The following is a 23,916-nucleotide window of genomic DNA, read 5'->3' as shown; positions in this document are numbered from 1 at the left end:
GTTTTCAAAGAGCAAATTTCTTTGTCGCTCAAAGGCGACTTAATCATCTTACCAAGTTATCAACTTAATGTCAACAACTTTTTTGTTTTCTTTTTCTTACTTGTTATTGCCTCGCAACAACGAATATAAATATACCACCATTGGACGAGTGGTGCAATAGCTTTTTTATGTTTTTATTCATCAATTTTTAAATAAAAATATTCGCACTCTTCAATTTTTAACTTAAAAATAAAAAGTGCCAGGCAAACCCGGCACTAGTTTTAGAAATATTAGCGTTGGCGCATTAATGGGAATAATAATACATCGCGAATGGAAGGCGAATTGGTTAAAAGCATAACCAAACGGTCGATTCCAATCCCTAAGCCGCCTGTTGGTGGCATACCATATTCAAGTGCTTCAACGAAGTCTTCGTCCATTTCGTGTGCTTCATCGTTCCCTTGTTCCTTTTCCTTCAATTGAGCTTCAAAACGCTCCCGCTGATCAATTGGATCATTTAGTTCCGTAAAGGCATTCGCATGTTCACGGGCAACAATAAATAATTCAAAGCGATCCGTAAATCGTGGATCCTCATCGTTTTTCTTTGCCAGCGGAGATATCTCAACTGGATGCCCATAAATAAAGGTTGGCTGAATCAGTTTCTCCTCTACTTTTTGTTCAAAGAATTCATTAACGATATGGCCGTACAACATATGTTCGGTAATTTCAACACCATGCTCTTTCGCAAGTGCACGGGCTTCAACAACACTCATCTCTTTCCAGAAATCCACACCTGTGTATTCCTTAATTGCATCTACCATATGAAGTCTTTTCCATTCTGGTTTAAGGTCTACCTCATAATCACCATATTGAACAGTTGTAGTCCCTAAGACTTCTTGGGCAATATGAGCAATTAGATTTTCTGTAAGACTCATAATATCTCTGTAGTCAGCATACGCTTCATACAGTTCAATCATTGTAAACTCCGGATTATGACGGGTTGATACACCTTCATTACGGAAAACACGGCCAATTTCATAAACCTTTTCAAGTCCGCCGACGATTAGTCTCTTCAAATGAAGCTCAATCGCGATACGCATATATAATGGCATATCCAGCGCATTGTGATGTGTGATGAACGGACGAGCAGATGCCCCCCCGGCAATAGCATGCATCATCGGAGTTTCGACTTCTAAATAGCCATGGTTATCTAAATAACGGCGCATCTCCTGAATAATACGGCTGCGCATGATGAAGGTCTTTTTACTTTCTTCGCTCATAATTAAATCTAAATAGCGCTGACGGTAACGCTGTTCTACGTCCTTAAGACCATGGAATTTATCTGGAAGCGGTCGTAATGCTTTCGTTAAAAACTCAAAACCTTGTACTTTAACAGATAATTCGCCAACTTTTGTTTTAAATAGGGTACCGGACACCCCAATAATGTCACCTAAATCAGCCGAATCAAAAATCTCATACTTTTCTTCTCCAACTGCATCCTGCCTAACATACACTTGAATTTGGCCAGTTAAATCTTGAATGTGGGCAAATCCAGCTTTTCCTTTACCGCGCTTTGTCATAATTCTTCCTGCAAGAGTAACGATTACATTTTTAGCTTCAAGATCTTCTTTTTCAAGTTCTCCGTACTGTTCAATCAATTCCATTGCATTATGGGTACGGTCAAAACGTTTTCCAAATGGGTCTAAACCTTTTTCACGCATGGAATTCATTTTTTCCCGTCTGACCATCAGTTGGTCATTTAATTCTTCTTGACTCATGCAAATCAACTCCAATTATCTCTTTTTATGTAAATAGCATACTAAGTCCGCATTTTTATACATACTTTATTATTTTACACAAACTTAGGAATTCAGACATTAAAAATGTTTAAAACATAGATAAAAACTGCCAGCATATCACTGGCAGCTACAAAGCAATTATAGATAAGACAAATTGGAAACTCAAGTTTTTATCCCACTGTCACTTCTATTTCTTCCGCTTCTGCTACTAATCCATTTAAAAGAGTAACCAATTCTTCACGGGTATTACACTCATTAACTGCATTCCGCGCCTTACCGTTCCCTCGGATTCCTTTTAAATACCAAGCTGCATGCTTTCGCATTTCACGGACAGCGATATTCTCATTTTTGAGGGCAATTAAGCGATCTAAGTGAAGAATACAAACATCAATTTTTTCCCGAACAGATGGTTCACCCAAAAGCTTACCTGTTTCAAGAAACTGGACCGTACGGTAAATCATCCATGGGTTTCCTAGCGCTGCACGTCCGATCATCACTCCGTCACAGCCGGTTTCCTCAAGCATTCTTTTCGCATCCTGAGGCGTCTGGACATCACCATTTCCTATAAGCGGAATCGTTATCGATTGTTTTACCTCACGAATAATATCCCAGTTTGCTTTTCCTTCATACATTTGAACACGCGTACGGCCATGAAGCGAAACAGCCTTTCCACCGGCACGTTCAACTGCCTGGGCGTTTCGAACAGCATAAATATGCTCATCATCCCAGCCCATCCGCATTTTAACAGTTACTGGCTTTTCAACAGCATCAACCACAGCAGCAACCATTTCATAAATTTTATTAGGATCTAAAAGCCATTTTGCCCCTGCATCACACTTTGTAATTTTCGGAACTGGACATCCCATATTAATATCAATAATGTCTGCATTGGTATTTTTATCGACAAATTTAGCTGCTTCTACGAGCGATTCCTTTTCCCCTCCAAAAATTTGCAGGCTTAACGGTTTCTCCCGCTCATCGATGTAAAGCATATTCATCGTTTTTTCATTTCTAAAATTAATTCCTTTATCACTAACCATTTCAGCACATACTAATCCTGCGCCAAACTCTTTAACCGTCAGACGGAAAGCAGAGTTACAAACACCGGCCATTGGTGCTAAAACTACCTGGTTCTTCATTTCAATATCGCCAATTTTCAACATGCAAAAATACCTCCATTTCCTATGTTTCCTTTGGCGGCGCTAATTCATCAATCGTTATATTTAAGGATTGAGCAATTCTTGTCAGCAAATCGCTGGGTGGAAGCCGATTGCCTCTCTCAATTTCTCCCAAAATTGATACTGAAACACCTAGTTCCTTCGAAAAGCCCTCCTGTGTAAATCCTTTTAGCTTTCGATAGGCTCGAATGCGTCTTCCCCATTTTTCCGCTTCCATATCCGGACTCCTTCTTTATCAGGTAATTCATCTAATGATGTTTGAAGTGGTTTTTCCATCCCTGGAATGATCATGTCTGGCTGAATCTCCAATAGCGGTACGATAACAAATGCCCTTTCATGCATTCGGGGATGAGGGACGATGAGGTTCTCTGTTTCAATACTTTCTTGATTATACATGAGAATGTCAAGGTCTATTGTTCTTGGCCCCCATTTTATTTCCCTCTTTCTTCCAAGTTGCTGCTCTGTTTTTAAACAGATATCTAATAGTTCATAGGCGTTGAACTCAGTCTTTATCTCGATTACCATATTCAAAAATAAATCCTGATCCTCATAGCCAACCGGATCTGTTTCATAAACAGAGGAACAATTTACTAACTCTATTTTTGGATTATCTGAAAAAAGCTTAATAGCTTGTCCTAAATAATCATATCGGTTTCCCATGTTTGAGCCAAGGGCAATAAATGCTTTATTTTCCACCATTATCTTCTCCTTGTAATTTCTACTGCAACAGACTTGTAATGGCCAGGAATTGGTGGGTCAGGTTTTATCATCTTTACCGTTACATCATTGACAAGGACGAACTCCTTTAACACATTAGCTGCAATGTTTTCCGCAACAGTTTCCAAAAGCTTGTAGGGCTCTCCCTCAACGATTTTTTGGCATAGTTGGAAAATCTCACCATAATGGACCGAATACTCTAGTTCATCCGTTTCTCCAGCCTTTTTTAAATCCAAGGAAATGATTAAATCAACGATGAAACGCTGCCCGAGCCGATTTTCTTCGGGAAAAACGCCATGATAACCATAAAACTCCATTTGATTTAAATATATTTTATCCAAGGACATTCCCCTTTCCCATGAGCACATCCATCATTTTTGCCATCCTGCTCATTTCTTTTACATCATGTACCCTAACCATATGACACCCTTTCTGAATTCCATAACAAACGGTGGCACCAGTGCCTTCCAATCTCTCATTAACTGGCAAATCTAAGGCTTCTCCAATCATTCTTTTTCGGGAAGTTCCCAATAAGACCGGATATCCAATTGATGTTAATGTTTCTAGTTCCCTCATCATTTCTAGATTTTCTTGGTAATCCTTTGCAAAACCGATACCTGGGTCCAAAATAATCATCTCATCACGAACCCCTGCTTTTTTTACAATTGAAATGCTTTCAAATAGATCGTTCATAACATCCCGAATAAAATTATTATAATTCCGTTCATTGCGATTATGTTGCAGAATAATAGGTACATCAAATTGTGCAGCTACCCCTGCCATTTTTTCATCAGCCTTTGCTCCCCAAATATCATTAATGATATGAGCTCCTGCTTTAAGGGCTTGCTCAGCTACTTTTGCTTTATACGTGTCGATGGAGATCGGAACAGGAATCTGCTTGGATATCGCATCAATAATAGGAACCACTCTATCAATTTCTTCCTCTTCAGAAATGACATCATAACCAGGACGCGTTGATTCACCACCAATATCAATGATATCTGCTCCATTCTGGACCATTTCATAAGCACGCTCTAATGCCTTATTCAGATCATTAAATTTTCCGCCATCAGAGAATGAATCGGGTGTAATATTTAAAACACCCATGATCATGGTTTTTTGACCAAGGTCTAGTGTATGCTTTCCACATTCAATTTTTTGTATCCCAGCTTTATTCATTCTGTTATCCTCCATGATGATTCTCATTTCTTTGGTATAATATGCTGTCATTATCATACACGAATTTTTAATATCAGTGCAAAAAAATAAGGTGTGGCTAATGTAGCCATCACCTTATGGATTTAACGGTTAGTCAAGCTGGTAAAGTGGTGTACTTAAGTAGCGCTCACCGTTATCAGGAATAATTGCTAAAACCTTTTTGCCTTTACCAAGCTCTTTTGCAGCTTTAATCGCCGCAGCGATTGCCGCACCTGAGGAGATACCGCCAAGAATTCCTTCTTCTCTGGCCGCACGGCGGGCATATTCGAATGCCTCTTCTGTAGTAATTTGAATCACTTCATCATAAATATCTGTGTTTAATGTGTCAGGTACAAATCCGGCACCAAGTCCTTGAAGCTTGTGAGGTCCTGGTTTTCCACCTGATAAAATAGCTGAATCTTTTGGTTCAACCGCATAAATTTTAATATTTGGATAATGTTCACGAAGAACGCTTCCAGCACCAGTGATGGTTCCGCCAGTACCAATTCCAGAAACGAAGCCATCTAGCTGCTCCATTTGCGCTACAATTTCAGGTCCTGTAGTACGTTTGTGAACCTCTGGATTTGCTTGATTTTGGAATTGCTGCGGCACAAAATATCCGTGTTCTGCAGCAAGTGCTTCAGCTTTTGCGATAGCACCTTTCATTCCTTCCGGCCCAGGTGTTAATACAAGCTCTGCACCGTATGCACGAAGAAGATTTCTTCTTTCTAAACTCATTGTCTCAGGCATTACAAAAATAGCTTTATATCCTTTTGCAGCAGCAACCATCGCAAGACCAATACCAGTGTTTCCACTTGTTGGTTCGATAATCGTATCTTTTCCTGGTGCAATAAGACCTTGTTCTTCTGCAGCCTCAATCATCGCTAAACCAATACGATCTTTAACACTGCTTCCAGGGTTAAAATACTCTAATTTTAGATAAACATCTGCACTGTTCTCATCTACTAATCTGTTTAATTTTACAATTGGTGTTTGACCGATTAATCCGGCTACTGAATTTGCAACACGAACCATTATAATTACCCCCAGGTCTCTATTCCGAGTATTTTTATTGGATTTATATACAATTTATCAGTTTTAGGCTCCTTTTGTCAATTGATTTCATTCACGAAATTGTTAAAATTTTATGAATGCAAAAAACACAGAAAATTATTTTCTGTGTTTAGTCGTTTGATTTTTCTTTTCCGAAAAACCAGCTTACCTTCGCCTCATCCCAAAAGGTCCTAGCTGATGCTGGCACTTTCATTTGTTCGAGGGCAATTTGCCGGCGAATTTCCTCTTTTACTTCTTGATAAGAATACGATTCCCCTTTTATTTTACCTTCTAACTTAATGATTGCATAACCTTGTTCCACCTTAACAGGCTTGCTCCATTCCCCGGCTTTTAATGTTTTCGCGGTTAGAACATATTCCAAAGGATAACGGTCATCATCCTCTGTTATGTACCCAATATCTCCACCATCATTAGCAGAGAATTCATCGATAGAGCGCTCCATTGCCATCGTTGAAAAGCTTGAGCCCTGCGAAAGCTCCTTTAATGATTTTTCTGCTTCCGCTTCTGTTTTTACGATAATCTGAGACAAATGAAAGGCAGACGGGATATCAAACTGGTCTTTATTCTGGTTAAAATAGTTTTTCCTTTCCTGTTCAGAAACGGCAACGTCCTTTGTCAAGATTTCTTCGAGCAAAAGACTATTTCGAATTTGTTCCTTCCACCTATTCTCGTCTTCCTGTCTTTTTTCGCTAGATGAATGATAAGTGGTTTGAATCATTCTAAATTCCCTTTCGACATCCTGATTAGAAACCGATATTTTATATTTTTTTGCCATTTCTTTAATGACCTTTTGATCAATCATATCTTTTAGAACATCTTTACCATACCGTGTTTCTAATTCATTCAGCCATTCCTGCCTTAGAATCTCTTTTTCCCCTACCGTTGCCACGACATCTTTTTTTAGGCCGGCTCCATTTGCCGTATTCCCTTTTGCGAGAAAAAAGGCTATAGTTAAGCAATTAACCATAATCAGGGCGGCGATTACAAACCAGAGTTGCTTTCTCCTCAACTTTTTTCCCCCAATGCCCCTGCTTATTTTGCCTGCTTGTTTAGTTCTTCCAATTCTTCTTTTGTAAAAAGATACTTTTCATTACAGAAATGGCAGTGCGCTTCAGCTTGTCCATCTTCTTCAATCATTGCAGTAATTTCAGCGGCACCCAACCCGAGTATGGCATTAGAGAAGCGCTCTTTTGAGCATGTACATTGGAATTTTACCGGCATTTTTTCCAGGATATTAACGGGCTCATCACCAAAAAGTTCTCCTAGAATTTCTTCAGGGGTAAGCCCTTTTTCAATTAATTTAGAGACTGGCGGTATAGTTTTTAATCGTTCTTCCATTTTTGTTATCGCTGCATCTTCAATTCCTGGCATCAATTGAAGAATAAACCCTCCTGCAGCTAAAATTGTGTCGTCTGGATTCACTAAAACGCCTACACCGACTGAAGATGGAATTTGCTCGGATGTAGCAAAATAGTAAGTGAAATCCTCCCCTAATTCTCCTGAAACAAGCGGAACCTGTCCAGAGAAAAAGTCGCGGAGACCAATATCCTTTATAACCGTTAAAGACCCAGTAGTGCCGACCGCACGGCGGACATCAAGCTTTCCATGGGCATTCGCTTCAAAGTCAACATGGGGATGCGTTACATATCCGCGGACTTCCCCCTTGGCATTACTGTCAACAAGGATTGAGCCTAGCGGGCCGTCTCCTTCAATTTTGATGGTTAATTTTTCTTCGCCCTTTAGCATCGCCCCCATCATGACTCCGGCTGTAAGGGATCTCCCTAATGCTGCAGAAGCTGTTCTCCATGTATCGTGTCGGCGTTGTGCTTCACTCACAATTTCCGTTGTACGAACAGCATATGCACGTACGTGCCCGTCAAAGGCAAGTGCCTTTACAAGATAATCGTTCATTTTCAGACTCCCCTCTAGTTGTTATGGTGAAATGAATCTATATTTCGTTTATAGATTAACTGCAGTCCCTTTAAAGTTAAAAATGGATCAACAATGTCAATAATCTTTGATTCCTGAGCAATTAAATTAGATAACCCCCCGGTAGCAATAACCGTTGGTTTTTTTTCACTTTGCTCGATCATCCTTCTTACAATACCCTCAACTTGACCAACATACCCATAAACAATACCAGCCTGCATGGCTGCAACTGTATTTTTCCCAATAACCCCTTCCGGACGTGTTATTTCAATTCTCGGAAGCTTCGCAGCTCTTGAGTAAAGAGCCTCTGTTGATATACCTACTCCAGGAGCAATCGCCCCTCCCATATATTGACGCTCTTCATTTACATAGCAATAAGTAGTTGCCGTTCCAAAATCGACAATAATAAGTGGACTACCATATTCGTGAATCGCCGCAACTGCATTCACAATCCTGTCAGCTCCGACTTCTCTTGGGTTTTCATATTTAATATTAAGACCTGTTTTGATTCCCGGCCCCACTACGAGCGGTTTGATATGGAAATATTTTTGACACATCCGCTCTAATGCAAACATGATTGGTGGAACAACAGAAGAGATAATGATTCCGTCAATTTTTGAAAAGCTTAATTTTGAGTGTTCAAACAAGGATTTGATGATCATTCCGAATTCATCTTCTGTACGATTGCGGTTCGTTTCAATCCGCCAGTGATATTTTAGTTCATCCCCCTCATAAACACCCAATACAATATTTGTATTCCCCACATCAAAGACAAAAATCAAATCTATCACTCACTTTACAGATTTATCATTTCTCACACTGAAAACATAATAACATAATTGTGTTAGGTCATGTAAAGAAAACTCGTCCTTATGTGACCTTCTGGACGTTTTATGAGGCTTGGTTGCATTACCTAAAGTTATGACAAAAAAGAGTGCCCCCATAGGAAGCACTCTTTTTCTTATTTACTTTTGCTCATTATCAGGATGATCATCTGTTTTTGTTAGGTCAACTTGTTCGTCCTTTTTGGTGTTGATGTTAACTTTTACATCCTCCACCTTTTTCGGACCAATATGAACACTTTCAAGAGCCACGGAACTATCAGGCATCTTTCCGTTTTCAACCAAATATTTGATTTGTTCAGCAACAAGGGTTTCGACCTCAAGAAGAGTATTGGCAATAAGATCTAACTTATCACGATTTTCCGTTAGAATCGTTCTCGCTCTCTCATAACACTCTTTAATAATTCGTTGAATTTCAAGGTCAATTTCATATGCGATTGCATCAGAATAATTTTGCTCATTGTGCAGGTCACGACCCAAGAACACCTGTCCTTGCGCTTGACCAAATTGCAATGGACCGAGCTTATCACTCATTCCAAACTCAGTAACCATTTTTCGTGCAATTCCTGTAGCACGTTGGAAGTCATTGTGCGCGCCTGTACTTACTTCACCAAATACAATCTCTTCCGCAACACGCCCACCCAACAAACCGGTAATTTTATCAAGCAACTCAGGCTTTGTCATAAAGTAGCGGTCTTCTCGCGGAAGCATTACAGCATAGCCGCCAGCTTGCCCACGTGGAACAATTGTAACCTTATGGACCATGTCTGCTTCATCTAAAACTAAACCAATCACTGTATGACCACTCTCATGGAATGCTACAATATTTCGTTCTTTTTCAGAAATAACACGGCTCTTTTTCGCAGGACCAGCAATTACCCGATCCGTTGCTTCATCGATATCTTCCATATCGATTTTTTTCTTATTTGCACGGGCTGCAACTAAGGCGGCCTCATTTAATAAATTCTCTAAATCTGCACCTGAAAAGCCAGGCGTACGCATTGCAATGTTTTTCAAGTTTACAGAATCATCTAATGGTTTATTGCGTGCATGGACTTTAAGTACTGCCTCACGTCCAATAACATCCGGACGATCAACAGTAATTTGACGGTCAAAACGGCCTGGACGAAGTAACGCAGGGTCCAAAATATCTGCACGGTTTGTTGCAGCAATAATAATAATTCCTTCATTTGCACCAAAGCCGTCCATTTCAACAAGCAATTGGTTCAAGGTTTGCTCACGCTCGTCATGTCCTCCGCCTAAACCAGCACCACGCTGACGGCCTACCGCATCAATCTCGTCAATGAAAATGATACACGGAGCATTTTTCTTCGCATTTTCAAACAAATCACGAACACGAGATGCACCGACCCCAACAAACATTTCGACAAAGTCAGAACCACTTATCGAAAAGAATGGTACGCCGGCTTCACCAGCTGTTGCCCTTGCAAGAAGCGTTTTACCTGTCCCTGGAGGTCCGACAAGCAATACCCCTTTTGGAATACGGGCACCAAGCTCAGCAAATCTGCGAGGGTCTTTTAAAAACTCAACTACTTCAACTAATTCTTGTTTTTCTTCATCTGCTCCGGCTACATCTCTAAAACGAACCTTTTTCTTATCATCGTTATAGAGCTTGGCTTTGCTCTTACCAAAATTCATGACTCGGCTGCCGCCGCCCTGTGCCTGGTTCAATAAGAAGAAAAATAAGATAAAAATAATCACAAACGGAATAATGGAAGTGAAGAAAGTAACCCATCCGCTAGTTTCTTTAGCTGGCAACACATCCACATTTGTTGTTTTTGCACGGTCAATTCGATCAAGAATTTTTTCACTGTTTGGTATATAGGTTAAGAAGTTTTTATCTTTCCCATCGTTAAACTGTCCCCGAACTTCAAAAACACCTCGTTCAGGCTGCATGGAGAATGACTTAACTTCACCCTTCTCTAATTGGGAAACGAACTTATCATATGAAATATGATCAGTCGGCTCGTTGCTTCCATTAAAGAAGCTGACAACACCAATGATGACTAAAAATATTAATAAATAAAAGATGGTATTACGGAAAATCCGATTCATCCCTTACCTCCTCCCACGGGTAAACAAACTATATTAAATAGTATCATAGAAAATCATTCCAATTCAAGGAATTACACTTACTTCAGGACATTGAAGAATGTCTTTCGTTAAGTTTTGCTTAAAGGTTGTTACTGTATACTTCAGGTTTTAAAACCCCAATATATGGAAGGTTTCGGTATTTCTCGGCATAGTCCAATCCGTAACCCACAACAAAGGCATCCGGAACAATAAATCCGACATAATCGGCCTGAATATCACTTTTCCTTCCTGTAGGTTTATCAAGCAAAGTTACAATTTTAATCGACTTTGCCTTTCGATAACGGAAAAGTTCGACTAAATAGCTTAATGTAAGACCACTATCGATAATATCTTCGATAATTAAGATATCTCTTCCTTCAACTGAAGTATCTAAGTCCTTAAGAATTTTCACTTCACCTGAGGAAGTCATCGAGTTACCATAGCTGGATACATCCATGAAATCCATTTCAAGGTAGCAATCCATATGTTTTAATAAGTCCGCCATAAAAGGCATAGCACCTTTCAAAACACCGATGGCAAGCGGGAAACGGTCTTTGTATTCTTCGGTAAGCTCTGACCCTAACCCCCTGATCTTTTCCTGAATTTCTTCTTCTGAAATTAACACCTTTTCAATATCTTGTTTCATTATTCTTGTGCCCCCTAGAAAAATCATTACGTTTTATATGTGAGTAGTAAATATTGTTTTGCAGAGGAATCGGTGCCTTCCATTGCTGATTTTTTTAAACCAGGAAGCCAGATAATGGAATGATCTCCATCGGTAATAACCGGCCAAGTGTCCCGCTCTTGAAGGGGAACTTTATAATCAATGAATATATCCTTTAATTTCCTCGTTCCTGACATTCCTTTTAAAGACATTCGGTCTCCATTTTTCCTTGTCCGAATCACAATCGGCCACTTAATCCTTGCTGTATTAAAGATTGCCGAGTTAGAGTCATATTCTGAAGGTTCTTTATGAACAAGCTTAACCCTGATACTCCCCCCATCTGGTAATTCAATCTTTGAATCAGCGTGTACTTCAAAATAATAATTCCGTACACTTGGATCTTCAAATTGGAAGGACATGGTTTGATAGGATCGAATAACCATGAGTCCATTTGGGAAATTCAGTTTTCCTGATGGTCCTGAATGGTAAATTATTGAGAAAATCTGTTCAATATGTACAGCAGAAAGAGATGCAGGTTTTTCTTTGTAAAGATAGTTTAATATTAGTTGAATACCTCTCCTTTGTAAAGGTAAAGGCATATCAAGAAACGGTTTTATGTCCATGCTAATTTTGGACTTTTCCCTTATTGTCATTACTTTATTCATGTTTTGGACAGTTAATTCCTGAAGAAATGCCTCGTCACTTTGTAAATCTTCACTAAAACGTTGAAAATGTTCATGAACATTTGGATTTTCCATTTTTAAAAATGGCAAAACTTCTTTTCGAAATCGATTCCTGCTATAAATACTTTTTTTATTACTTGGGTCTATTCGCGGCGTGAGTTGATTTTCCCTGCAGTACTGTTCAATCTCCTCCTTTGTTAAGGTTAGAAAGGGGCGAAAAATCATACCTCTATGAAAAGGACGGGTAAAGGGGATACCAGCCCGCGCTTTTCCGGTACTCCCCCTTGTCATTCGCATGAGCATCGTTTCGATTTGATCATCACCATGGTGCGCGAGCGCCAAATAAGGATAGTCGTATTTTTCCATGATGGTTTCAAAAAATTTATATCGTTCTTCTCTAGCCGCGACCTGTGAGCTATTCCCGGTCCTTTCCATTATCAGTGGAATATTGATTTGGGACATTTCAAAGGGTATATCATGCTGCTTACAATAATCCTTGACAAATAAAGCATCATCAAGGGATTCCTGCCCGCGAAACATATGGTCAACATGGGCTGCAACAATCGAAAGGTTTCTTTTATCCTTTTGCCCCCAAAGGAAATGCAGTAGTGCAAGGGAATCAGGCCCCCCTGAAACACCAACAATGATTTTTTTGTTTTTTAATGAAAAGAAGTGGCGGCTCAGAAAATCATTTACTTTCAGTTCCAACATATTGCTTCTTCCTCAGTCTTTTTAAAATTGAATACCAATAGCTTACCACTTTTGTATTTGAACTATCAAAAACAATGTCTTCATTAACTGCTGTATTTTCTTAATTGTTACATATTAATTACGAACGAAACTCTCAATAGTTTCAAAAAAATTTTAAAATAATGACCACATAGAAAATAATAAATACTGCTGCTATGACTCCTGTTTCAATCCAGCCTGTTTTTTTCTTTTTCTTTCGATATTGCTGCCTTGTTTTTGGCTTGTTTTTATTAAGATCAGGTACTGGGCTCGAAATATTGTTAGCAGCTGCTTTTGACATTTTTCGGTGCTTAGGGAGCGGCTCATCCGTTAATAAAGCCAGCAGATCCTGTCTCATTTGTCTCGCATTTGTATATTGTCCTTTTAGTGCATTTACCATTACTTTTTCCAAGGAATGAAGCTCAGGCTTCTGCCGGATTGCCTCTGTTAATTGTGAAAGCCCCCCTGCTGCTTTTGTGAATCGCTTTGGATAAGCAGTATTGATCATAATCATGGCTAAAGCAAAGAGGTCATATGAAGGCTCCGCTACTCTTGACCCAACGCCCCAGTATCCCCGATCATAAAATTCCGTAAACTCTTTTATAGCCCTTCCTGCAATGGTTGTCCCCCCCACATCAATACATCTAATTTTTGGCGGGGGGCCAGTAACAATTAAGTTTTCAGGCTTTAAATCCCCGAACACCCATCCATTTTGGTGCAGCTTTTCAAGATCGCTTAAGAGCTGTAACATTAATACTACAATCCATGATTTTCCTTTCTGTTCAATAAACGATAGTAAATCCGGTCCCTTTATATACTCCATTACATAAAATGACACCTGTCCGCGATTTGTCCTCCAATCATCAACATCAAGCAAAGAAGGCCCGAGGGCAGACCCTTGGACCTTTGCAAAGGATTTTAAAACATTTACCTCAGAGGTAATCGACAATCCATTATCACTCATTTTCAAAGCTACCTGAGTGTTTTTATGATTCGCGAGATAAACCACTCCGTTTGCTCCATATCCCAGTTCCTTCAAAATGGTATATTGATTTGAATGCCATTTACCTGAAATGACTGTGCCAGGGCTAACCTTACATTGACTCTTCAAAGTATGATTCATCATCACGAGAAAGCAGGCTCCTTAATGATTGTTTTTGATTAAAGGCAGATAAAGCTGTCCTTAGTGCCGGCCCTGTTGGCGTAATGCCCCCAGTAAACAGCTGTGAAAAGATGCTTGTCAAAGATTGTAGTTTTGGCGTCCAATCCAGCAACATTTCGACATTATTCTTTTTCCCAGGAAATACATAAACGGAATAATAATTATCTCCCGTTCTTGCATTTAAGCTGATGGATAGGTCTAGAATCGCTTCTTTAACGGTCGGAAGCTTTTGTTTCATACTTGCGCTTGTATCGACAAGAATCAACACCTCTAATTCGACAGTCTCACCTAATTCATCGACAACCTCCATTACCTCGCCGCGCTTTTCAGGAGGTAAATCTTCAATCGTTTGTGAGTTTCCTAAAATTTGTTTTAGTTCTTTGTTTATAACTCCTTGGAGAGTTTGGGTCATCGCTTTCCTCGTTACCATTTGCACGGTATGTGCAAGCCGTTCTGCATATACGATTTGGCTCACTCCACCGCCAGATAAGGCAATACCTTCAATTTCCGTCATACCCTTTTCATCAATTACATCATGGTCCATAACACCGATTACATTCACCGTAATTCCTTCTTCTCTTGCAAGTGCTGCCATGGCAATTGGGTCTTCACCATGATTGGAGCACCCATCAGTTATCAATAAAATTTGGCGGATTTTCCCTGAATACATAACCATTCTCCCTCCACATCATGAATTGTTACCATTTTCGACGGGAAGGAGATGAAATATACATATTTAGAGACTTAGTTGTGCAAATTAAGCCATTTAGGCTCTTTTTTTCATTTTTTGCACAGGGATACTGGCCCATTTAGGAGTATTATGTTTTATTTTGGCCACTGTTACGGTCATATCATCATCAATAAATCCAGAGCTTGTGCGAATGACTTCTTCCATGATTAAATCCGCTACTTCCTGTGGATCGTCTGTTTGTAACTCCTGAATTTTCCGCTTCATCCAAAGCTCATAATTTTCGACATGCCTTGGTCCTTCAAAAACCCCATCGCTCATCATAATTAACAAATCGCCTGCCTTTAGCTGCTCGCTGACAACATCGACTTCGAATTCCTCAAGCATTCCAATTGGCAAATTACTGGCTTGAATTTTGATAATTTTATTCCCCCGTTTAATAAAACTTGGTGTTGAACCAATCTTTAAAAATTTTGCTGATGCATTTTGCAGATCAATCATGGCAAGGTCTAATGTTGAAAATATTTCATCTGTTGTCCTTAGGGATAGAATTGAATTAATTGATTTAATTGCTACTTGTTCCTCAATACCTGTTTGCAGGATTTTTTGCAAAAGTTGAATCGTCTCATTACTTTCATAATGTGCCCTTTCGCCATTTCCCATTCCATCACTAATGGCAATAGCGTACTTGCCTAAGCCAAGTTCAATTTCTGAGTAACTGTCGCCTGAAATAAAGCCCCCATCCTTAGCTGCATGGGCTACCCCCGTTTGTACAATAAACTTTTTTGAAGAACGGAAATTCGCATGACAAAGCCCATTTAAGTACTCTGCAGAATCTTCCTTTTGGACAACAATGGTTTCTCCGAGGATATCCGATAGCATCGGGGCAATCAACTTTTCACACTCCCCATGGCTATTGTAAAAAGGAATGGTCATTTCAATATCAACATTTCCTTGTTCAAGGCTGTAAATTTCAACCTGTTCAATTTGTATGCCAAAATCCTGAAGAGCCTCCATGATTTGCTCTTCCTGTCTATAGTGATTTTCCCGTTCACGCTGAATTTCCTTCGAAAAATTCTCCATTACCTCGGAAACACCTTGAAGCTGGTCAGCCACTAATCTTCTGCTTTCTCTTACTTGTTTTTTTAATTTTTGATTGGCCTGGAAAAAAGTAAGCTCGGTTTGAATGACATCATAGACTCTTTTAGACCTGGTACAATACTTGTCCCACTCTCTTGTAAGTTTTGTTTGAATAACCCCATCGTTTTGATCCATTTCATGAATAATTTCTTCCATATATGAATAGGTTGTATTAAAATTCTTTGCCCAGCATTGTTCTTTTTTAAAGCAGGTTTGGCAAGTTTTTTCCGTTACATTGCTCATAAAGTAATCCATTTCTCTCATATTCTCTTCTTCACTTGGCTCTACATCCATTTGTGAAAAACTATTGGATAGGGCGGAAAAAACATTAGAAAATTGGGAAACCCGCTGTGCCGTAACATCCCGCATCTTTCTCATGTATTTTTGTTGTTCAGCTGTGTACTCCGAAGTTCCCGGGATATACTTTGCTAGTCTTGAAGTGAAAACCTGCGGCGTTAATAGGAATAAAAGAATGGCTGCTGCGGACTCCAATAAGGTTTGCGATAAAGAGCCGCCTCCTTCTCCGTACATACCGATTAAGAGAGTAGCAATAAATAATCCTATCGATACACCTATTTTTTTCCCCTCTTTTAGTAAACCGCCTAATACACCCGAGAATGCCAGTAAACTCATATGGGTAAAGCTAGACACACTTGCCAGGCTAAAAATTAACCCGGTTACCACTCCAACGGTTGAACCCACCGTTGCACCGGCAATAAAAGAAAAGACTAAAACGAGATATCTCGACATAATATGTTCAACAGATAGATCATATACCTGCCAGCCAATGGTTCCGGTCATAATCGAAGCCAGCATAATAATTAAACCGATAATTTCCTCCGTTTTTAATAGCTGCCTGCGTTTGGTTACAGTTAATAACGGAATGCTTTGCAAAAAGATCAACGTTAAAATAAATGATAGGCTGGCCTGCACAGCAGCCATCATTCCGTCGTAAAATGTCAATTGCCCTGTTAGTATGAAGGATTCAATTAATTTTCCTAGGCCTAAGATAATTCCGACAAAAAATGGCAGTGACTTTATTCCGCTCTTTATCCATTTCTCTCCAATCCGGAAAACAACCAGAAATAGCAGGACTGCTACAAAAGTAAATCCAGCATTTTCAATCGATATTGTCGCAGCTCCTGCAATTAATCCAACTAACGCAAGCGGTGCGCGATCCCTTTTGATTAGATATACGGCTGCGAAAAAAGGGAGACTAAATGGAGTAAGTTTGGACAAGATTAAGGCTCGTCCAAGCAAAAATCCTACTAATAACAAAAGGTATCCCTTTTTAATAAAAAAAGACTCCAAATAATTATGGAGTTTTTTCACTCCCTTTTCCCACTCCCATTTGGATGAATGTAGGTTGACTTCTCCGATCGGCTCTATTAAACTAGCGTTTGGCTTTTCCATATCTCACACTCCCCTATTAATTCATCGTTGCCAACTATTATAAAGTTGATAGGGTTAAAAGTTTGTCAAAAGATTGAACGAATATGTAAGTTTCGTTCGACGGTATCCACTAAATTTATCCAAATAATCTGAAATATCATAATAATTGTCGGAATTTTGTGTAAATATGGAACGTGACTGTATTAATGGTCAGTGTTAATTTACTAACTAAGTTGATTGGAGTGGAAGGCGCCAAGACTCCTGCGGGAGTATGGGTCAGGGGAGACCCCACAGGAGCAAAGCGACGAGGAGGCTCCCCGAACCGCCCGCGGAAAGCGAAGCACCTGGAGCGGAAATCAACGGGCAAGCGTAACAAAACCTAAACAAAAAGACAAGTCATAATGACTTGTCATTGTTAATCTATATTTTGATCCTGCCCTTTATCATTCAATAAACAAGCAGCAAGTTATCCTCGTCTAGCTCCTCTTCCTCCACGTTTTGACTCAGTGTGTCGTTTTAGGGAAGATAAACGATCTTCGCTATCTTTTAAGAATTTAGCCATTTTTGTCTCAAAGTTTTCTGGTCTAGAGTTATTGCGATCGTTCGTTCTACCCTGACGAGGACGTTGTGAATGCGAATTAGAATGAGATCTTTGAGGTGCCTCTGGTCTATCTTTTGCTTTTTTAATGGATAGTCCAATTTTTCCATCCTTTTCAACATTAATGACTTTAACCTCAACTTGGTCGCCAACCTTAAGATGATCATTGATATCTTTTACATAGTTGTCTGCAACCTCACTAATGTGCACGAGCCCTGTTGATCCATCCGGCAGCTCCACAAACGCTCCGAAATTTGTAATCCCTGTTACCTTTCCTTGTAACTTGCTGCCTACTTCAATTGACATAAAAAAAATGTTCCTCCTTAAAAAAATAAAAAATCAATCTTACCTTATATTATACAGAAAGTAAAAAAACAGTGTCAATAAGACTAGTTACCGGTTGATTTTTCCTTTTTATCTTCCGGAATATTAAAGATAATTTCATTTTTCTTTGAGAAAAAATATTCTTTTCTCGCTAGTTTAGCAATGTAATCATCATCATTTAATTTAACAATATCCTCCTTAAGGATATCCTGCTGCTTTTTTAATTCAGCAAGCTTATGACCAAGCTGTTTTTTTTGTGCCTTTTTTGCATCTATCATGGAAGCCTGCGTTAGAATACTGGAAATCATGAAATAAGAAACGAAAATCGCAAAAACTAAAAACAACGAAAGGCGGCGTACGACTAACTTTCTTTTTCTAGCTGTTGCAATTTCAGCAAACTCTTGCTGCTCTACATACGTTGATTGAATCTTTGCTACATTTTTTTTGCGTACCGCGCTCATTTCATAACCTCCTTACTGTTTACGCTTTTTCCACTTATCTATCCACTTAACAATATAATTCTTCATTTTCTTGAATTTTCCTGCCGTTCTATTATATAACTTATCGACGGATTTTTTAAGACCTTTCGGCAAAAGTCTCCAAATTAATAGCAATATTTTTTGAACAGGTATGACAATGACTTTTAAAATCAACCATACAACCTTTAAAATAAATTTGACAAGGGTATAAAGGCCCCTGCCAAGGAAAATAACCATAAAAATGACTAGTTTTATAAGACCTACAATAGGCTTATAGACTACCATCAAAAATGAATGTTTAAGGAAACGATAAATGGAAATAACGGCTGTGATCAGTAATTCCAATAGGCGAAGATATGGCCCTTTAAAAAGACCTTGATATCCGGCAAAGCCACAGAGAAGGGCAATAAAGATATAAAAGCGGATTTCTCCATTATTCACTTGGAATAAAATGTAGAAAATGAGTAATGCTTGAATAATCCAAAATAGGATGTCGTTTACAAAAACGATGAAGCGATTCCTTCTTGGCCGATCTAAAAACCGCTGATAGGTATCAAACATTACTCCAAATAATGCACCCATTCCAATCATGGAGAGCATCGTTAGAAATTGAGTGGAAAGTGTCATCGGAATAACTTGCTAAAGAATCCTTTAGCTTTCTCCCCATGCTGTTCATCTAAATAGACTAAATCAAAGATTTTGCCCTTAATTGAAACAATACCCTTTTCCACATCGAGATTTTTCATTTGCAGATTTTGCCCTTTAATGGCCAAAAACCCCATGACGGTTTCTAATAAAAATTCTTCATTATCAAAGCTTTCCACCTGTTTTACGCCTGTAATGTCCAAAAGCTTTCTTCCCCGCATAATCACATCATGTTCTGGAACGCTGCTCTTTGTTGTATTGACATCATAATATTGGCTCATCTTCATCCCTCACAGTCAGTTGTACAAACCTTTTTGTACATGTTATGAGAGAGATAAAAGAAATAGAACAAGCACCTACTCTAATTCTTGCGAGCCTATTTTCTCTTCTTTTAGGACTGTATACATCTCGGCTGCTTCTTCCTTTCGAGATGTTTCCTGGATTCGGTCAATTCTTGCCGTTACTTTTCTTTGACCTAAGCGGATGGTTAATTCATCCCCCACCTTAACGGTTGAGCTAGCTTTTGCCTCTTTCCCATTAATCTCAATTCTGCCCTGATCTGATACTTCTTTTGCTAATGTCCGTCTTTTAATTAATCTTGAAACCTTTAAAAATTTATCTAAACGCATGATTACTCCCCCATTCTAATTGTCCAGCTCCAGCGCCTAGGGGCTCTAGGTCATAAGCCAATCCGTCAAGAAGGTTAAAAAGCAACCTTCCCGCCGGCTCGTCTTATGCTTGTCGCCCCTGATCAAGGCGCTTCCGCTTTTCTTATAATCCCTTGGCTTTCGCTTCATCCCAAAACAGGTCAAGCTCTTCAAGAGTGAATTCCTCAAATACTTTCCCGCTTTCCTTTACTTTTTCTTCAATAAACCGAAAGCGGCGGATGAATTTCTCATTTGTTTCAAATAAAGCCTCTTCGGGATGAATGTCTAAAAACCTGGCTACATTGACAAAAGCAAACAATAAGTCACCAAACTCTTGTTTAGCTAACTTAAGCTCTTGATCCTTACCATTCAACTCATCCTCAAATTCCCGAAGCTCTTCTTTCACTTTCTCGAAAGCAGGGGCAATTTCCTGCCAGTCAAACCCAACCTTTGCTGCTTTCTTTTGCAGCTCATAGGCCCGAATCAAATTGGGAATGGATTTTGAAACCCCTGAAAGGATGGAATCCGGCTGTTCCCCCTTTTCCTGCTTTTTAATTTCCTGCCAATTTTGAAGTACTTCCTTTGAATTTTCTGCCTTCACATTTCCAAAAACATGGGGATGTCTTCGAACCATTTTTGCTGAAATCCCTTCAATCACATCGTCGATGGAAAAGTAACCTTCATCCTCGCCTATTTGGGCATGCAGCAGGACCTGCAGGAGAACGTCACCCAATTCTTCAATTAAATGATCAAAATCCCCTTCATCAATCGCTTCAATCACTTCGTACGACTCTTCAATTAAATATTTCTTAAGGGATTCATGGGTTTGTTCCTTATCCCATGGACAGCCCTTCGGCCCGCGTAACTCCGCAATTATATCCCGAAGCTTTGAGAAGGTCTTAAATAAGATTTTTTCGTCTTGTACAGGCGGAACATAAACGGATGTAAGATTATTGATGCCAACATTGCGGTCAAGTTCATATAATGGCAGTTTCTCAATCTTTTCCTGACTGCTCCCTGCAGCTGTAACAAGATATACCTCGTATTCATCCGGCAACCGTTCCATTAAGGTTAATTTTACATTTGAAGCAACAAATTGATCATAAACCTGACTTATGATCATATGCTGTCCCATTTGGAGCTGACTGCTGCTAAGTGCCGTTCCATCTAGCAATTGAAATCCATCGATTGGATCTATTTTTAAGGATTGGAATAAGGCATCAATAAAACTCTGTCCCCCGCCAATATCAATTTCAATCCCTTCTTCTGGACCTTGCTCTAATAAAAGCTGAACAGCACGCTCCGCGACAAGCGGGTGTCCAGGAACAGCATATACAACCGGACCTGTTTTGGCCAAACTTAACAAGGTTGCAGTAATCTCTTGATATACCTCCTCAAATTGATCATGTTTTTCATAGATGGAATCAAATGAAATATATTGTAAACCCTCTTTTTCCAATTCAGCCACAACCGGATGCTCTTTTGTCCGTAAATAAACGTGTTCTGATTGAATTAATTTCTTATACACTCCTAACGGGAGCTGTTCCAAATCCCCGGCGCCCAAACCCAATATCTCAATTTTTTTCATATCCTAACCCCTCACCTTTTCTAGGCAATAACCGAATTAATTTACTTCCAAACGGGATTAAAGCTAAATCTTCTACTAAAAAGACCCTCCCGCGAATCAAAATCAACAAAAATAAAATTCCTCCCAATAAAACTCCGCTTAAAGCTTGAAAGGCGGACCCAACTCTTACCTCCATATGGGAAAGAAATAAAAAATTAGTTAGATATAAATATCCTTTTAAAAAGCCAGCCATCATAATAGCCGCGATTAGAACGGTTCGAATAAAGCGGATGGTAAAAACAGGAGCCTTCATCATGTTTTTAAACTTTAAATATAGCAGTAAATTAATCATGAATAGTGTAATAACCGATGAAACCGCAGCCCCCATGATACCTAACAACGGGCAAAAAATTAAATTTAGTCCATATTTTATTGGAAGCGACAGCACGACTATTAAAGCGGGAAAGAGCAGGACTCCCATTCCCTGCATGATCGCAATCATGGTCGAAATAAGCGAAGTAAATAAAATAACAAAACTAAGGACTCCCAATACTGATGAGCCGGATTCATTCTCAAAAAGCATGATATTCGTTGGTTTAATTATAGCCCATAGACCAGCAGAAGCCCCTATTCCAATGACAAGACTAATCCTCATTGCCAGCTGAATTTTATGATGTAAAAAACCCGGCTTTTCTTTTAATCTTCCGCTGGTAATCAGCGGCACAAGGGATAAAGACATGGATGTTGCGGCGACTGTACCCAATTGGATTAACGGTTGACCCCGGTCAAAGATCCCTTTTAGGCTTTTCGCAAAATTTTCTTCCGTCCCATTCAAAACCAGCAGGGAATAAAGGTTTAAGGAATCACCCAATTGAATAAATATCATCAGCATTCCACTGATACAGATGGTTAGTCCTTGAAACAATAACTCCTTGAAAATCCATTTTGTTTCCCTTTTTAACCCCCCGGTCATTCCTTGTTTTGGAACCACTCGTTTCCATTCTTTGCGAAACTTTAGAAATGTAAACAAAATAAGGGCGGAAACAATACTCCCTGTAATCGATCCAAACATCGCACCCCCGCCGACGAGGTAGAGGGAGTAGCCTTTCCGTGTAAAAAGATAAGCAAGGACAATGATTGTAACCACTCGTGCAATTTGTTCCCCTACCTGTGATAAGGCGGTTGGAACCATATCTCCATTCCCTTGATAATAGCCTCTTAATACAGCTACAACAGGAAAAGTCAAAAATACAATCGAAACCACCCTTAAAAGAATCGATAGCTTTGGGTCATTCATTAACAGGGCAATCGGCTGGGCCCCTATATAAAGGATTAAAAAACAAAGAAAACCAAAAATCTGCAAATAAAGAAATGATCCAAGGAGCAAAAGCCTCGGTTTCCCATTGTCACCTGCTTCTTTTTGCTCCGTATATAATTTTGAAATAACGACTGGAAATCCGGTGGTTGCTAGAACCATAGCAATGCCATAAAACGGGTACACCTGCTGGTATATGTAAAAACCAACATCCCCGACAATATTTTGAAACGGGATGCGGTAAAAGGCACTTAGAATTTTGGTAACCAGGGCCGCAATCGTTAAAATGAAAGCCCCCCGAAAAAGGGCCTTTGATTGATTCACGGGCTTCAATAATTTTTCCTCCAAACAGAAATGCGCAAGCACCTTGATCAGCGCTGGAGCTAGACAAAATAAACTCCCATGTATTATAGCATAGGATGCGGCTTAATTTGGTGCATGAAAAAAGACAGCGAGCGCTGTCCTTTCGTTAAAAAAACTAAAATTATGACTCCATTTGTCTTGCTAAGAATCCGGCTGCTGTTTCAACAGCTTTTTGTTCAACTTCTCCAACTGTTCCTTCTTTAGAGAAAATAATAACTGCTCCAATCGGATCTCCATTTGCAATAATCGGTCCAATTGTATATGATGAGATCGCCTCCGGGCTTCCATCTGACAAGGCTACATCGCCTTGTTGAGTGACAAGAACGGAATTACGGTCCTCCATCGTTTTTTCAACCAAATCACTGATATTTTTATTTAAATAATCCTTTTTTGAACCTCCAGCAACAGCGATATAGGCATCTCTATCACAAATTAGTACTGGATTTCCAAGGCTGTCAAAAAGGGCTTCCGCATATTCTTTAGCAAAATCGCTTAATTCGCTAATTGGAGAATATTTCTTTAAAATCACTTCTCCGTCTCGATCCACAAAGATTTCTAATGGATCCCCTTCGCGAATTCTTAATGTTCTGCGAATTTCCTTCGGTATGACAACACGACCCAAATCATCGATTCGACGAACTATTCCAGTTGCTTTCATCCAATGTTGCCTCACTTTCATCTGATGATTTAAACTAACTTGGTAATGATGCTTAT

At 39.4% G+C, this 23,916-nt stretch carries 24 protein-coding genes; all 24 read right to left on the bottom strand.

From position 1 onward, the window contains the following. Positions 1 to 269: 269 nt before the first annotated feature. Positions 270 to 1,754 carry a lysine--tRNA ligase gene (gene lysS, locus ACFQZ9_RS28995; RefSeq protein WP_498946803.1) on the bottom strand — a complete coding sequence of 495 codons (1,485 nt, stop codon included), beginning with the start codon at positions 1,752 to 1,754 and terminating at the stop codon, positions 270 to 272. Between the two features lie 191 nt (positions 1,755 to 1,945). Further along, complete coding sequence (dusB, locus tag ACFQZ9_RS28990) at positions 1,946 to 2,938, bottom strand: tRNA dihydrouridine synthase DusB (protein WP_498946802.1); 993 nt, start codon at positions 2,936 to 2,938, stop codon at positions 1,946 to 1,948. Positions 2,939 to 2,957: 19 nt separating this feature from the next. Next, positions 2,958 to 3,170 carry a helix-turn-helix domain-containing protein gene (locus ACFQZ9_RS28985; protein WP_198313685.1) on the bottom strand — a complete coding sequence of 71 codons (213 nt, stop codon included), beginning with the start codon at positions 3,168 to 3,170 and terminating at the stop codon, positions 2,958 to 2,960. Next, positions 3,122 to 3,649 carry a 2-amino-4-hydroxy-6-hydroxymethyldihydropteridine diphosphokinase gene (gene folK / locus ACFQZ9_RS28980; protein WP_198313686.1) on the bottom strand — a complete coding sequence of 176 codons (528 nt, stop codon included), beginning with the start codon at positions 3,647 to 3,649 and terminating at the stop codon, positions 3,122 to 3,124. Before folK ends, ACFQZ9_RS28985 begins: the two co-directional genes overlap by 49 nt. Before the next feature lie 2 nt (positions 3,650 to 3,651). Continuing rightward, positions 3,652 to 4,011, bottom strand: a complete 360-nt coding sequence (folB, locus tag ACFQZ9_RS28975; RefSeq protein WP_498946800.1) for a dihydroneopterin aldolase — start codon at positions 4,009 to 4,011, stop codon at positions 3,652 to 3,654. Continuing rightward, entirely contained in the window at positions 4,004 to 4,849 is an 846-nt protein-coding gene (gene folP / locus ACFQZ9_RS28970) for a dihydropteroate synthase (protein ID WP_198313687.1), read from the bottom strand. Before folP ends, folB begins: the two co-directional genes overlap by 8 nt. A 129-nt stretch (positions 4,850 to 4,978) precedes the next feature. Further along, entirely contained in the window at positions 4,979 to 5,902 is a 924-nt protein-coding gene (gene cysK / locus ACFQZ9_RS28965; RefSeq protein ID WP_498946798.1) for a PALP domain-containing protein, read from the bottom strand. 148 nt (positions 5,903 to 6,050) lie between these two features. Then, positions 6,051 to 6,950 (bottom strand): peptidyl-prolyl cis-trans isomerase, encoded by a 900-nt coding sequence (locus ACFQZ9_RS28960; RefSeq protein ID WP_498946796.1) that lies wholly within the window; start codon positions 6,948 to 6,950, stop codon positions 6,051 to 6,053. Between the two features lie 23 nt (positions 6,951 to 6,973). Then, positions 6,974 to 7,852, bottom strand: coding sequence for an Hsp33 family molecular chaperone HslO (hslO, locus tag ACFQZ9_RS28955; protein ID WP_498946794.1), 879 nt, complete (start codon positions 7,850 to 7,852; stop codon positions 6,974 to 6,976). A gap of 14 nt (positions 7,853 to 7,866) precedes the next feature. Further along, positions 7,867 to 8,652: a type III pantothenate kinase gene (locus tag ACFQZ9_RS28950; protein ID WP_498946792.1), complete on the bottom strand. Its 786-nt coding sequence runs from the start codon at positions 8,650 to 8,652 to the stop codon at positions 7,867 to 7,869. A 183-nt stretch (positions 8,653 to 8,835) separates the two neighbouring features. Continuing rightward, a complete protein-coding gene (ftsH, locus tag ACFQZ9_RS28945; RefSeq protein WP_498946790.1) occupies positions 8,836 to 10,788 on the bottom strand; it encodes an ATP-dependent metallopeptidase FtsH/Yme1/Tma family protein in 1,953 nt (650 codons plus the stop codon). A gap of 118 nt (positions 10,789 to 10,906) precedes the next feature. Then, the gene (hpt, locus tag ACFQZ9_RS28940) at positions 10,907 to 11,452 is read right to left on the bottom strand and encodes a hypoxanthine phosphoribosyltransferase (RefSeq protein WP_198313693.1); all 546 of its coding nucleotides are present in this window, start codon (positions 11,450 to 11,452) and stop codon (positions 10,907 to 10,909) included. 26 nt (positions 11,453 to 11,478) lie between these two features. Next, the gene (gene tilS, locus ACFQZ9_RS28935) at positions 11,479 to 12,864 is read right to left on the bottom strand and encodes a tRNA lysidine(34) synthetase (RefSeq protein WP_498946788.1); all 1,386 of its coding nucleotides are present in this window, start codon (positions 12,862 to 12,864) and stop codon (positions 11,479 to 11,481) included. Positions 12,865 to 13,006: 142 nt separating this feature from the next. Next, positions 13,007 to 14,008, bottom strand: a complete 1,002-nt coding sequence (gene prkT, locus ACFQZ9_RS28930) for a serine/threonine protein kinase (RefSeq protein ID WP_498946810.1) — start codon at positions 14,006 to 14,008, stop codon at positions 13,007 to 13,009. Beyond that, positions 13,977 to 14,714 (bottom strand): VWA domain-containing protein, encoded by a 738-nt coding sequence (locus ACFQZ9_RS28925; protein WP_198313695.1) that lies wholly within the window; start codon positions 14,712 to 14,714, stop codon positions 13,977 to 13,979. Before ACFQZ9_RS28925 ends, prkT begins: the two co-directional genes overlap by 32 nt. A gap of 96 nt (positions 14,715 to 14,810) precedes the next feature. Continuing rightward, the gene (spoIIE, locus tag ACFQZ9_RS28920; protein ID WP_198313696.1) at positions 14,811 to 17,285 is read right to left on the bottom strand and encodes a stage II sporulation protein E; all 2,475 of its coding nucleotides are present in this window, start codon (positions 17,283 to 17,285) and stop codon (positions 14,811 to 14,813) included. A 445-nt stretch (positions 17,286 to 17,730) separates the two neighbouring features. After that, positions 17,731 to 18,168, bottom strand: a complete 438-nt coding sequence (locus ACFQZ9_RS28915) for a S1 domain-containing RNA-binding protein (protein WP_133339394.1) — start codon at positions 18,166 to 18,168, stop codon at positions 17,731 to 17,733. Between the two features lie 83 nt (positions 18,169 to 18,251). Further along, a complete protein-coding gene (locus ACFQZ9_RS28910; protein ID WP_198313697.1) occupies positions 18,252 to 18,647 on the bottom strand; it encodes an FtsB family cell division protein in 396 nt (131 codons plus the stop codon). A 12-nt stretch (positions 18,648 to 18,659) separates the two neighbouring features. After that, positions 18,660 to 19,292, bottom strand: coding sequence for a spore cortex biosynthesis protein YabQ (gene yabQ / locus ACFQZ9_RS28905; protein WP_198313698.1), 633 nt, complete (start codon positions 19,290 to 19,292; stop codon positions 18,660 to 18,662). Further along, complete coding sequence (gene yabP, locus ACFQZ9_RS28900) at positions 19,289 to 19,591, bottom strand: sporulation protein YabP (RefSeq protein WP_026574024.1); 303 nt, start codon at positions 19,589 to 19,591, stop codon at positions 19,289 to 19,291. The genes yabQ and yabP overlap by 4 nt, the downstream gene beginning before the upstream one ends. A 75-nt stretch (positions 19,592 to 19,666) precedes the next feature. Then, positions 19,667 to 19,939, bottom strand: a complete 273-nt coding sequence (locus ACFQZ9_RS28895) for an RNA-binding S4 domain-containing protein (RefSeq protein WP_198313699.1) — start codon at positions 19,937 to 19,939, stop codon at positions 19,667 to 19,669. A 142-nt stretch (positions 19,940 to 20,081) separates the two neighbouring features. Further along, positions 20,082 to 21,545, bottom strand: coding sequence for a bifunctional methyltransferase/pyrophosphohydrolase YabN (gene yabN / locus ACFQZ9_RS28890; RefSeq protein WP_498946785.1), 1,464 nt, complete (start codon positions 21,543 to 21,545; stop codon positions 20,082 to 20,084). Beyond that, positions 21,532 to 23,163 carry a putative polysaccharide biosynthesis protein gene (locus ACFQZ9_RS28885; RefSeq protein ID WP_498946808.1) on the bottom strand — a complete coding sequence of 544 codons (1,632 nt, stop codon included), beginning with the start codon at positions 23,161 to 23,163 and terminating at the stop codon, positions 21,532 to 21,534. The genes yabN and ACFQZ9_RS28885 overlap by 14 nt, the downstream gene beginning before the upstream one ends. 160 nt (positions 23,164 to 23,323) lie before the next feature. Next, positions 23,324 to 23,860, bottom strand: a complete 537-nt coding sequence (gene spoVT / locus ACFQZ9_RS28880) for a stage V sporulation protein T (RefSeq protein WP_026574028.1) — start codon at positions 23,858 to 23,860, stop codon at positions 23,324 to 23,326. Positions 23,861 to 23,916: the final 56 nt, after the last annotated feature.

Source organism: Neobacillus sp. GCM10027624 (assembly GCF_042675345.1).
GTDB lineage: Bacteria > Bacillota > Bacilli > Bacillales > Cytobacillaceae > Neobacillus > Neobacillus cucumis_D.
Note: the sequence above shows the minus strand (reverse complement) of the source record. Positions and strands in the feature narration are given on the sequence as shown.